The organism is Mycetohabitans sp. B46 (genome assembly GCF_037389205.1).
GTDB lineage: Bacteria > Pseudomonadota > Gammaproteobacteria > Burkholderiales > Burkholderiaceae > Mycetohabitans.
This window is the reverse complement of the sequence record NZ_JADBGL010000007.1, coordinates 198,412-210,288: the sequence shown is the minus strand read 5'-3', so window position 1 is coordinate 210,288 and position 11,877 is coordinate 198,412. Positions and strand designations below refer to the sequence as shown.

Sequence of the window (11,877 nt, the reverse complement as noted above, 5' to 3'; positions counted from 1 at the left end):
GTCCACTCTGGCGTTTGACGCAAAGATTTTTTGAGTGAAGCTCACAATATCACGATTCGATTCCCCCACTGTCATGAACGACCCCATCGCTAAGCCCACGGCCCCCGCTTCTGGCAGGCCCCCGTCGCCACGGGACACCGCCACACGCCGGGTGCCGGCTGGCGCCAAATCGCAGCAGCGCGTCAGACAGATCCTGAGCGTGGGCCGCGACGTGTTTTCCGAACGCGGCTACGAGCAGGCGACGACCGCCGAGATCGCCCAGCGCGTGGGGATTGCGGAGGCGACGGTGTTCAGCTACTTCTCTAGCAAGCGTGAGTTGTGCGCACGCGTGATCAGCGATTGGTACGACGAGATCATCGACGCAACCGAGCGCGGCCTGCCTCGCGACGGCTCGGTGCGGCAGCAATTCGCGTTCATCGTGCGCACGCACTTACGGCTGATGCTGCTCAACGGCACCGGGCTATGTTCGCTGGTGCTGTCCGAGGGCCGCACCAAGCACCACGAATTAAGCGAAACATTTGTGCAGTTGCAACGCCGCTATACGAAGCCGCTGATGGATGTGCTGGCCCACGGCCAGCGACTGGGGCAGATCCGGCGTGATGTGCCGCTGCGCCTGTTGCGCTCGATGATCTTCGGCCCGATGGAGCATGTGTTGTGGGATGCGACACTGGCCAAGCGGGCGACGGATATCGAGGCGACCATCGAGCAGCTGATCGACATGCTGTGGAGCGCGCTGCAGCCGAGCCACGCCGTGCAGCCAAGCCACGCGCAATGGGCTGCGTTGGTGCAGTTTCGCGACGACGTCGAGCAGGCGCTGGGACGCCTGCCGGCACGCTGACGTCTCGATACATTCGTGAGCGGACATGCATTCAATTGACCGTGCCCACCTCGCTCATGCAGGATGAGGTCGCGCCGTGCCGATCATCGGCGCGTGCTCAATGGTACGCTTGCCCACCCGAGACGCCGCGATCGAACCTGCGCGTAGTGCTGTTCCCGACGCACTTCGGCACCCCCGATCTGACCAACAAGAGCATTGATTTTTTCGTCGGCAACACACTGAACGAGACGCTGCGCGTGCTATACGAGCAGTTGCGTCGTGCACTGCGTTTTACCCCGGACAAGAAAGACCTGCCCGAGGGCGTGTTGCGCGCGCGCCGAGACGGGGGCCACGATCCTGGGTCACATTACGATCGGTCGCAGCTCAGTGATCGGCGGCAACGTGTGGCTTACGCACAGCGTGCCACCGGGCAGCGCGATCTCGTAAGGCCGCGTGCGGCATAGCGACACCGGCGTGTCCGACGCAGGCGAGGCGGGCGGTGCGCTGGGAGCGTAGCATCGCACAATGCATCAATAAATTACCGGTAAAGCAACTCAATATTTCAGCAGTCGCAATAGCGTTTCCTGGGCCTAAAAATTGCGCCCTCATTGCGTAAGCGAACATCCGCCCAATGGAGTAGTGAAATGAAACACACATTGATCGGCGTGTTCGACAACCGCAATGATGCAATGCGGGCCGAACACGCATTAGCCGAAGCCGGCTTCCCCCATTCGGACATTAAAATCCATGATGCGAGCCGCAGCGCGCGCCCACTCGGCGAAAATCAGGAGCAGGCCGACATGGCGGCGCACGCTGAGCCGCCCCCCGCTGCGCCCCGCAATGGAACCGCTGCCGCGCATACTGCGCCCGACGCGCCACCGCCTCTTAGCACCAAACTGTCAGCGCCGATGGCGCGTGATGCCGAGACGCCGGCAGGCGCTAACGAGTTGCCAGTCCATCTCTCGTGGGAGCCGATCGAGCAATGGCTTGCCGCTGTGTTTCGCCATCGACGCTTTCCATTCCAGGCTGCCCGATATCGGCAAGCGTCGCGTGACGGATCGGCGCTAGTCAGTGTCGACGTCTACGCGCACCTGCAGGTGCCGGTGGCGCGCGACACGTTGCTGTCCGCCGGCGCACGGTACGTCGATAGCCACATCACCCCGCCACATAATGAGGATGGACTCACGGGCCGTACCGCGCACCCGGCTGCATCACATGCCGCGCGCACGGATGCCTCATATGCCGAGCCCACGCCGCCACGCGATTCGAACAAGGACGGCGACCACCACGTCGTCCGCTCTTTGACCGATGAACTGGGGCTCACCGACCCGCTGGCGGGCCACTGCCGCCAGCCACAGAATCGCCCGTCCGCGCAGGCCGGCAACGCATGCGCCACGCACGGTGCATCATGGCTTGCCCCCGCAAGCGACGGGTGGCGCCGTCTGAAGACGTCGGTCCGGCATGGCTGGAACCGCATCGTTGGCCATCGTTGACGATGAGAGTTCAGCGGCGGCGCGCTGAAGCAGCCCCTGCGACGCCCGTCTTATACACGCTTGGCAATCGCCGCGCGCCGCGATCAGGAAGCGCCACGCGCATCGATATACGCCTGACGGGTGCCCATGACCTTGCCAATCTGGTAGGCGTACGCCGCACACGCATTGGCCGGCTCAGGGCCACCTTTCCACTGTAATCGGTAACGCTCCTCGGCCGGCGCAACGGGCGCCGGGTCGAACACCGGACGGCGCAATGCGCCGTTGCCGGGCACGCCGCCGGAGGCGGCAACCAGGCCGTTCCATGTGGTGATATACCCTGTCCTCACACCATCGACGAACGCATCGGCATCACACACCTGCGCCGGGGGAGTCATTTTCAGCGTGACGTGATAGCCCAAATCGCCACCTACCACAATATCCCGTGCCAGGCCATGCGGTCCTTTTGCGGCATTCGACGACGCGGCTTCGGTGCCGGATGCCGCCGTGCCGACGGGGCCCGCATCGCGCGGGCCGGCGACCGGCGCGCACGCGCCGAGCCACGCCAATGCCGCAACGGCGATCGTTGCGGCCGCGATCGGCTGCTTATGCCGGAAAATTTGCAAAACTCCCACATCCACCTCGCTACTTCGTCAAACACGGATTCGCAACTTTACCAGCAATCGACACGGCATCCGCTACCTGCTACCTGCTACCTGCTACCCGATACCCGATACCGATATCGTATGCCGTATGCCGTATGCCAGATGCCAGATGCCAGATGCCAGATGCCAGATGCCAGATGCCAGATGCCAGATGCCAGATGCCAGATGCCAAAAATCGAATACCAGAGCGATTTTGAGTGCCTGTCAAAGCCCGCGTTCCTGATTCCCTCATATTGGCATCATGAGACAATATTGCCGCCTTGCGGCATCATCATCGGTCGATTATTGCTACAACTGGCGTTGGAGTGCCTTTTGTCACCGGTGCGGTGCGGCTTGCGGCACAATGGCGCAGCCGTGCTGAAGCCAGCGTTGCACCGCGCCATAGGCACGGCAAGGAAAATCATACAAGTGGCTTTTGAAGGCCATCATGGAGCGAGAATCAACATGTCGTTCTTAATCGTCATCGCCGCATTGGCGTTTCTGATGTTTGCCGCCTACCGCGGCTACAGCGTAATCCTGTTTGCCCCCGTGGCCGCTTTGGGCGCGGTACTGCTCACCGATCCAACCGCCGTCGCCCCGGTATTCTCCGGCATCTTCATGGAGAAACTGGTCGGCTTCATCAAACTCTACTTCCCCGTGTTCCTGCTCGGCGCGGTGTTCGGCAAGGTCATCGAGCTATCTGGCTTCTCCGAGTCGATCGTAGCCGTAGCCATCCGGTACATCGGCCGCTCGCGCGCCAACGCTGTCATCGTCGCCGTCTGCGCGCTGCTCACCTACGGCGGCGTGTCGCTGTTCGTGGTAGTGTTCGCCGTGTATCCATTCGCCGCCGAGCTATACCGGCAAAGCAACATCCCAAAGCGGCTGATACCCGGCGCGATCGCGCTAGGCGCGTTTTCGTTCACGATGGATGCATTGCCCGGCACGCCGCAGCTCCCAAACATCATCCCGACCACCTTCTTTAAAACCACCGCCTGGGCTGCGCCGATGCTGAGTTTGATTGGCGCGGCATTCATCCTTGTTGTGGGGCTGGCCTATCTCGAATGGCGCCGGCGCGCCGCCCTTAAACGTGGCGAAGGCTACGGCACGTCGCTGGTCAACGAACCAGAGCACGTCGAGTTGGCGAATCTGCCCCACCCGGCGCTGGCCATCGCGCCGCTGGTGCTCGTGGGGGTGGCCAACTTTGCGCTAACCGAACTGCTCCCACAATGGTACGGCGCCGAGCACACCGTCAGCGCCGAGGTCTTCCCGGGCATCACCGCACCACTGAATACACCGCTCAAGAGTGTGGTCGCGGTCTGGGCCGTCGAGGGGGCGATACTGCTCGGCATCCTGCTCGTCGTCACCACCGCGTTCGGGCGCGTATCACGGCGATTCATCGCCGGCAGCAAGGCCGCGGTCAGCGGCGCATTGCTGGCTTCGCTCAATACCGCCTCGGAGTACGGGTTTGGCGCCGTGATTGCGATCCTCCCCGGTTTCGTGGTCGTCAGTGACATGCTCGGGCGCATTCCTGATCCACTGCTCAACGCCGCGATCTCGGTGTCCTCACTCGCCGGCATCACCGGCACGGCCTCCGGCGGCATGAGCATCGCGCTAGCGGCGATGTCCGACATGTTTGTGGAGGCCGCACAGGCTGCCCAGATTCCGCTGGACGTGCTGCACCGAGTCGTGTCCATGGCCAGCGGCGGCATGGACACGCTGCCGCACAACGGCGCGGTGATTACACTGCTGACCATCACTGGGCTGACTCACCGCGAATCCTACCGCGACATCTTCGCGGTCACTATCATCAAAACACTCGCTGTATTCTTCGTGATCGCGGTGTTCTATGCAACCCGCTAGCGCAGCTTCGCGACGTCGCGTTCGGTGACCGATACGGCCGGATTACCGAACTGTCGTGTGATGTAGTTCACCAACGCGGCGATCTGCGCATTAGTCAGGTCTTGTGCAAATCCCGGCATGCTCACCTCATTGCCGGCCGCATTGCGTTGCACACCATGCAAGATTACCTGGATCAGATTGGTCGGATTCGTCGCGCCCACGGTCGAGTTATGCAGCAATGGCGGATAATAACCATCCGGCGTGCCCTGCCCGCTTGCGTGGTGACACGTCGCGCAATTGCCAAGATAGAGGCGCACGGGATCGCGCGCGGCATCGGGCGCCACACCGCGCAGTGCGGTCACGTCACGCGCAGGACTGCCCCATCCGTGGCGGGCCCGCCGCGCGTCGCCGCGCACGGCCGGCACCGTGTGCAGATACGTCGCGATCGCAGTCAGGTCCGCGTCGGTCATATGCGAAAAGCTGTGCTGCACCGCCTCGGCCATGGGTCCGGCAGCCTGCGCGAGCCCGGGCACGCTGCCGATGCGCAAGTACTGCACGATCTGCTGCGTCGACCACCTGCCGATGCCACTGTCGGGATCGGAGGTGATGTTATAACCCTGCCAACCGGCAAGCACTGCGCCGCCCAAAAAACGCTGGCCGGTCTCGTCCAGCGCCAGTTCCTGCAACGCAAAGCCACGCGGCGTATGGCATGTGCCGCAATGGGCCAATCCTTGCACCAGATAGGCACCGCGATTCCATTGTGCATCCCGGCCAGCCTTGGGCTGGTATGGGCCGTTTTTTAGAAAGATCGCATTCCAGATCTTCAGCGGCCAACGCATGGTCAGCGGCCAACGGATATCGGCGGCGCGCTGCGGCTGTCTGACCGGCGCGACCCCATGCTGGAAATAGGCGTAAAGCGCGCTAATGTCCGCATCGGTGAGTTTGGCATACGAGACATACGGCATCGCCGGATAGAGATTGTGCCCGTCCTTGGACACGCCGTGACGCACCGCGCGCTCGAAATCTTGCAGCGACCATGCGCCAATGCCCGTCTCCCTATCCGGCGTGATATTGGTCGAGTAGATCGTGCCAAGCAACGGCATCTTAAGCGGCAAGCCACCGGCGAACGGCTTGCTCTGAGGTGCAGTATGGCATGCCATGCAATCACCCGCCACCGCCAGGTATTCGCCCTGCTTCTGACCTGCCCCCTTGGTTAGGGCCAGCCGGCTTCTAGCAAAGTCCTTTTAAACCAGCTCCTGGAAAGCGGCAGGAGCATCCGCTGTTGCCCGATATTTCGCCGCAAACTGTGCGGGCGAAAGGTAATTCAGTGCGCTGTGCGGCCGTTGCTCGTTGTAGTCCTGGCGCCACGCGGCAATAAGCGCGCGAGCGTGCGCGAGACTCGTGAACCAGTGTTCGTTAAGGCATTCATCGCGGAACTTGCCGTTGAACGATTCGATGTAAGCATTCTGCGTCGGCTTGCCCGGCTGAATCAATTTTAAGCTCACCCCGTTAGCATACGCCCATTGATCAAGCGCCCGGCCCGTAAATTCCGGTCCCTGGTCCGTTCGCAGTGCTTTTGGATAGCCTCGGAAACGCGCGGCGCGCTCCAACACTCGCGCGACATACAAGCCGCACATGCCGTAGTCCACCACGATATCCACGGCCTCTTTGGTGAAATCGTCCACGATGGTCAGGCACTTCAGACGCCGCCCATTGGACAGCGCGTCCATCACAAAATCGATTGACCACACCTGGTTTGGTCCGCTTGGCAACGCCAACTGCTCGCGCTCAATCATGACGCCGTGGCGCCGTCGACGGCGCCGTACGGCAAGCCCCGCTTCACGATAAAGGCGATGCACGCGCTTATGGTTCGCCTGGATACCCTCGCGCTCCATCATCGCGTGTAATCGCCGATAACCGAACCGCCGACGCTCGTGCGCCAGTTCCACCAGGCGAGCCCTCAACACATCATTCTCGTGGTCCAGCTTCGCTTCGTAATGCAACACGCTGCGAGAAAGCCCGACAAGCCGGCAGGCGCGGCGCTCGGAGATATTCACCTTCTTGCGAATCGCCGCGACTGCTTCGCGCTTGGCTTGCGGGCTCAGGGCTTTCCCTTGACGACAACCTTTAACGCTTGCATATCGAGCATCGCCTCGGCCAGCAGCTTCTTCAGCCGCGCGTTCTCGGTTTCCAGCTCCTTGAGCCGGCGCGCTTCTGACACCTGCATGCCGCCAAACTTCGCGCGCCACGTGTAGAACGACGCGTCACTGAACCCGTATTGCCTGCACAACTCTTTGACCGGCCTGCCGGCCTCGGCTTCCTTCAGAAAACCGATGATCTGTTCTTCCGTAAAGCGCTTCTTCATGTTCGTCTTCTTCTCCGAAAACGAACTTTACTAAACTCCGGCCGGCCCTGTTTGCCGGGGGCAGGTCACTTCACCAACGCGGCATCCGGGACAGCCGATTGAGTACAGACAACGCCGGCCAAGCCAAACAGCACCGCCAGCAACATCGAAGGCACACGTGTTGGCACGTCAAACCTCCGTTTTGAGTTGGTCCGCGATACGCAGCGCCAGCGCCGCGATCGTCAGCGTCACATTCACGGTACCCACCGTTGGCATCGTGCTGCTGCCTGCAATAAACAGGTTCGGGTGATCAAACGTGCGGCAGTCCTTATCGACAACAGAATCGCGGCGATCGCTGCCCATCACAGTCGAGCCGGTGATATGGTTGTTCGGCGCAAAGTCGTCACGAAACACCACGTCAGTGCTGCCCAGCACCTTGGCAAGGCTCGCGTAGATCTGCCTCGTATGCGCTGCACCGCGTATCACGTAGTCATCAATCCGATAAGTGATTTCCGGGCGTGGTATACCCAGCGCGTCGGTCTGGGTCGTGCTAGGCACGATGCGATTGGCCGGCTGCGGCAAGATTTCATGGAAGCAGTCAAACTGCACGTAGCGCGCCGACCGATCGCGGATCTGCACATCCAGTTCTTCGGGCTTGAGCAGCTTGTTTTGAGCGAAAATACGCTTCGTTTCCTGGTCGATCCGCGACAGGTTCGACAGGTGAATCTTCTTGGCTGCCTGGCGGGCGCGGAACGCCCCATCACGAAAACCAATTAGCGACGTCATCTCTTGTGGTCCGCGCCCCGGCCACAGTTTCTCGCTCGCGTAGAACGACACACCGGTGCCAGGATGGTCCATCAGGTTGCGCCCCACCATGTCTGAGCTATTGCCCACGCCATGCGGAAAGTCCTGGCTCGTAGACATCAGCATTAGCTTAGGCGTCTCGATGCCGTTGGCCGCCAGTACGAAGTATTTCGCCCGCACGCGGTGTTCGCCGCCTTGCGGATCCTTGTAGCGCACCGCGGCAATGCGCCTTTGCGCATCGACATCCAGCCGATACGCCACCGCGCAGTCGATTAGCTTCGCCCCTGCCCGCTGCGCCTTCTCGACGTGCACGATGCCGTTGTACATCGCACCGATCGGGCAGATCGGCATGCAATTGTTGTTGCCGCAACACGTTGGGCGGCCATCGTACGGTCGGCTGTTGCGCGCCACCGGCTCGGTCACCACATGTAACGCGGCATCATACCGATTCAATGCGTCCTTGACCGTCTGTTCGTTATACGACAACGGCAGCGGCGCCATCGGATACGGCTGCTTACGCGGGGAGCCAAGATTCTCATGATTCGGCCCCGAGACGCCTAGCACCTGTTCAGCGCGATAGTAGTAGGGCTCGAGATCATCATAGGTGATCGGCCAGTCGCGCGCGACGCCATAGACGCTGTGCAACTTGAAATCGTTCGGCAGGAAGCGCCATGTCGATGCCGCCCAGTGCCAGGTCGTCCCCCCCACCGCACGGATGTACTGGGAGTTGAATTGATGCTCGCCCTTGAAGATTAGGTAGTTGTTCGGCGCGTCGTATTCCGGGTGCGGCGCCCATCGGCTGGACGGATACGGCGCCATGAAATTCATCGTGTTCGGCTGGTTGCGAAAGCGCTCGACGATCTGCCAGCGCGGCATACGCGGGCCTGCCTCGAGCAGGATCACGGACTTGCCGGCGAGCGCGAGTTGGTGGGCAACAATTGCACCCGCGACGCCGGATCCGACCACCACGACGTCGGCTTGTTGGGTATCGGCCATGGTCAGCTTTGCCTCTCGATCGGTTTGCTGGCCCAAAATCCGGGCTTGTTCGGACAGTAAGTGCGAATCACGAGCGTGTCGGACACGACGGCGAACATCAGTGCCTGCTCGTAAGTGACGACCATACCGTCGACCTCGCCGACGTACCATGCCTGCAGGATGCGCAGCGCCAGCGCCGTCTGTGCATCGTCCAGCTTACCCGAGGCCAACGCACCGGCGAGCTGCTGCATGCGCTGCGCCAAGTCCGGCGTTTTTTTCTGCAGCGCTTCAGCTAGGCGTCCACCTACGTCGCGAGACAGCGTCGCCTTACCCGTCAATGCGCGAGATACGGTCATGAATGCATCGAGCAATGCGTCATTGCCCTGCGCGGCAGCGCGCAGCCGCGGCGATCCGACTAGGCCTGCCGCGACGCACGCCAACGTCCTCTGCAGCCAGGCTCGGCGCGCACCCGAGCGCAGGGCGGCTGCCGCCTGATCCACGGTGTCTCGATTCACTTGCCATTCTCCTTTTCGATTTATAACGCAGTCCAAAGGACTGGGCGGACTGAGGAGAAGCATGTGGCGCGCCCGGGCGCGCCGAGCGGCGTATACCGTCACGTGCCGGCAGTCGTTCGCACGCGCCACCGTGCCACGCACGATGCGAGCTTGCCCGCGTAGTACAGCACAAGAAGTGGGTGCGCGCGAGACTGGGCGCAGCGTCAATAAAAACTGCTCCGCCGATCGGACCAACGGCGCCTAGCAGCCTGACCGATGGCCGACAAGTTGTGTCGATTATAGGGAAGCGGGTGCCGAGATCAATTTAATGCAATCGGTGTGAAAAATCGTCTATTGTGTAACATTGATACATCAGCACGCGCCGGGCGGCAAAAGCTGCCTACAGTGAGACGGTATGCCACGTCGGCTCGCCGTTGCCGTTCGCGCCGCTGACGCGCCCGTCAGTGTACTTATAAGCCACTGCAAGGCTCAACGCCGGCGTCAACGCATAGCGGCCGTTGATCGCGTAGTTGTCCATTCCGAGGTTCGTGCCGCCGAAGCCGCTAAGGATCTGGCCACCGAATCGTATGGGCGACCCAGGGTCAACGCGCCATACTGATCACTGCGTAGCCCAACATAAGCTTGCCGATTGAAGAGCGAGCCGCTTTCGCTGTATTGCCCATTATTCAATTGGAAGCCGTTCTCCAGCTTAAAGATGGCATGCAGGCCAGCGCCCAAGTCCTCGTCGCCACGCAGTCCGAAATAGGTATTCGATACCGCGCCACTTGCTTGCTGCCAACTTGCTGCCCATTGCTGTGGCCCAGTTGATTGTTGGTATAGACCAGACCGGCGTCAAGCGTGCCATAAAGCGTCACACTACTTTGCGCGTGAGCCGAGACAGCAAAGGCGCCGCACTCACGCTCGCCCGGCCGCCGTGCACTGCGTGGGCTCCACCCAACGGAAGGTCAAATTGAGCCGTTCAGCAGCCAGTCCGGCAGTTTTCGGCACGCGGTGCTTCCATTCAGCCTGCGTGCGGCCTCGCATCACGAGCAAGCTGCCGCTGGTGAGTCTGAGCGCATGCACAGCTCCGGTCGCGTTATGGCGCAACTCGAAGGCGCGCGCCGCTCCGAGACTGAGTGATCCGATGATAGGCTGCTGGCCCAGCGACGCTTCATCATCGGCGTGCCAACCCATGCCATCCTTGCCGTGACGGTAACGATTGAGCAATACGCTATTAAATCGCGTGGCGGCCACGCACTCCACGATTTGACGCAGCGCCAGCACCGTGGGCGTCCATCGTGTCGGCACGTTTCTAATGCCGGAATATACATAGACGGCGTCGGGATCGCCCTGCCAAGCGGTCAACCGCGGCAGTGGAATGCGGCCGCGCGGTGTATTGATCCAGTCCTGGCGCCACGCGACCTCGTCCGTGAGCTGGCGCAGCGAGTCCGCCGCCACGGCAGGCGTGAGGCAATCCGGATACCAATCTATGTCCGGTTTCGGCACGTCATTAAAAAGATCCAGCATAGAACGACGAAACGACGCATCAGCCCTGATAGTATCCCTTTTGTTCCAACCATTCAGGATGCGCACCATGTCGGTAGAACAAATCCGGGCAGCGGAAACGCGCGCCATGCAGCGCGTGGTGAACGCGACCCTTGGCGTGCAAAGTGCATTCGCCGCGTTGCAAAAACAATTCCCGCCCGAAGGCGACGGCCGCCCATCGGGCTTCGCGCTGACTACCTTTGACGCGGCACTGCAAGAATTAGAAGACGCCCAACAGGCGTTCGACGAAGTGCTCAGCTCAATGCTCGACGGCTTGGGCTGAGCCCTGCAACCAGCGTCACAAGCGCTGCACCAGCGTGCACGACACCACGTGGATGCGCCGCATCCTGCAGGGGCTCGTGTCGCAGCAACCGCCCGCTACTTCAACTTGACGCAACCCGACCGCGGTACTGGCTGGCTGTTCGATGGACCGGGCATAGCCTGGCACAGCGCCACGATGCCAGTGCATTCCTGTGCGCAGACCCCACACCGCCGGCACACTAGCATTCACCGCGTCGCGCCCGCGCCCGTGCCGCCTTAATGTCCGCTTCCCGTTGCGCGTCGCGCGCATCGGTGCGCCGAGCACGCTGCGTCAAGTTGTTCGACAACATGCGCATGGTCAACGTGCGCCGCCGCACCGTCAACTCGCCGGCATCGGGCGCACGCGCGACCGGCCCAAGCGCCCAGTGCAGCGCAAGCAGCCATCCGAGAACCGTCCACCCCAGGCAGACATTGAACAGAGCCAGCATCAACGTGTCCGGCCGCTTGCGCCGGTCAGCCACGATCGACGGTGCAAAATACAACAACAACGCCGCCAGTGCCTGGACTAGTTGAATGATTGTGATCCTCATATTCGACACTATAGTCGAGCCTGCCCCGGACCGCAGCACAGGGACCGGCGATGCCCGGCGCCGAACGCCGAAGCCGCGATGAACAGGCGTGTGAT

11 protein-coding genes and 3 pseudogenes are annotated in these 11,877 nt (G+C 61.7%); 5 read left to right on the top strand and 9 right to left on the bottom strand.

Annotation, left to right across the window (positions count from 1 at the left end; genetic code table 11):
- Window positions 1-73 precede the first annotated feature (73 nt).
- The 3 genes and pseudogenes from IHE30_RS10060 to IHE30_RS10050 all read left to right on the top strand — a co-directional run bounded on the left by IHE30_RS10060 (window position 74) and on the right by IHE30_RS10050 (window position 2,310).
- Entirely contained in the window at window positions 74-838 is a 765-nt protein-coding gene (locus IHE30_RS10060; RefSeq protein WP_337690281.1) for a TetR/AcrR family transcriptional regulator, read from the top strand.
- Window positions 839-969: 131 nt separating this feature from the next.
- Window positions 970-1,264, top strand: a pseudogene (locus IHE30_RS10055) (serine O-acetyltransferase EpsC); the annotation flags it as partial.
- 197 nt (window positions 1,265-1,461) lie between these two features.
- The gene (locus tag IHE30_RS10050; protein WP_337690279.1) at window positions 1,462-2,310 is read left to right on the top strand and encodes a hypothetical protein; all 849 of its coding nucleotides are present in this window, start codon (window positions 1,462-1,464) and stop codon (window positions 2,308-2,310) included.
- Between the two features lie 83 nt (window positions 2,311-2,393).
- Here IHE30_RS10050 and IHE30_RS10045 read toward each other — a convergent pair whose 3' ends face one another.
- Window positions 2,394-2,927 (bottom strand): hypothetical protein, encoded by a 534-nt coding sequence (locus IHE30_RS10045; protein ID WP_337690277.1) that lies wholly within the window; start codon window positions 2,925-2,927, stop codon window positions 2,394-2,396.
- A 468-nt stretch (window positions 2,928-3,395) separates the two neighbouring features.
- Between IHE30_RS10045 and IHE30_RS10040 the strand changes: the two genes are divergently transcribed.
- Window positions 3,396-4,790, top strand: coding sequence for a GntP family permease (locus tag IHE30_RS10040; protein WP_337690276.1), 1,395 nt, complete (start codon window positions 3,396-3,398; stop codon window positions 4,788-4,790).
- Here the strand turns inward: IHE30_RS10040 and IHE30_RS10035 are convergent.
- The 7 genes and pseudogenes from IHE30_RS10035 to IHE30_RS10010 form a co-directional block, all read right to left on the bottom strand.
- Window positions 4,787-5,965 (bottom strand): annotated as a pseudogene (locus tag IHE30_RS10035) (c-type cytochrome); the annotation flags it as partial. The gene IHE30_RS10040 and the pseudogene IHE30_RS10035 sit on opposite strands and share 4 nt — an antisense overlap.
- 48 nt (window positions 5,966-6,013) lie before the next feature.
- A protein-coding gene (locus tag IHE30_RS10030; protein ID WP_337688634.1) for an IS3 family transposase occupies window positions 6,014-7,134 on the bottom strand; the annotation gives its coding sequence in 2 pieces (ribosomal slippage) (window positions 6,014-6,876 and window positions 6,876-7,134; 1,122 coding nt in all).
- 168 nt (window positions 7,135-7,302) lie between these two features.
- On the bottom strand, window positions 7,303-8,913 hold the full coding sequence (locus IHE30_RS10025; protein ID WP_337690274.1) for a GMC family oxidoreductase: 1,611 nt from the start codon (window positions 8,911-8,913) through the stop codon (window positions 7,303-7,305).
- Window positions 8,914-8,915: 2 nt separating this feature from the next.
- Window positions 8,916-9,407: a sugar dehydrogenase complex small subunit gene (locus IHE30_RS10020; protein WP_337690272.1), complete on the bottom strand. Its 492-nt coding sequence runs from the start codon at window positions 9,405-9,407 to the stop codon at window positions 8,916-8,918.
- 379 nt (window positions 9,408-9,786) lie between these two features.
- Complete coding sequence (locus tag IHE30_RS15175) at window positions 9,787-9,924, bottom strand: hypothetical protein (RefSeq protein ID WP_443193637.1); 138 nt, start codon at window positions 9,922-9,924, stop codon at window positions 9,787-9,789.
- Window positions 9,925-9,938: 14 nt separating this feature from the next.
- Window positions 9,939-10,297: pseudogene (locus tag IHE30_RS10015) on the bottom strand (porin); the annotation flags it as partial.
- A 4-nt stretch (window positions 10,298-10,301) separates the two neighbouring features.
- Window positions 10,302-10,913, bottom strand: a complete 612-nt coding sequence (locus IHE30_RS10010; protein WP_337690271.1) for an alpha-ketoglutarate-dependent dioxygenase AlkB family protein — start codon at window positions 10,911-10,913, stop codon at window positions 10,302-10,304.
- A 67-nt stretch (window positions 10,914-10,980) separates the two neighbouring features.
- Here IHE30_RS10010 and IHE30_RS10005 point away from each other — a divergent pair, with 67 nt between their 5' ends.
- Window positions 10,981-11,214, top strand: a complete 234-nt coding sequence (locus tag IHE30_RS10005) for a hypothetical protein (RefSeq protein WP_337690270.1) — start codon at window positions 10,981-10,983, stop codon at window positions 11,212-11,214.
- 217 nt (window positions 11,215-11,431) lie between these two features.
- Here the strand turns inward: IHE30_RS10005 and IHE30_RS10000 are convergent, their stop codons facing one another.
- Window positions 11,432-11,782, bottom strand: a complete 351-nt coding sequence (locus IHE30_RS10000; RefSeq protein WP_337690269.1) for a superinfection immunity protein — start codon at window positions 11,780-11,782, stop codon at window positions 11,432-11,434.
- Window positions 11,783-11,877: the final 95 nt, after the last annotated feature.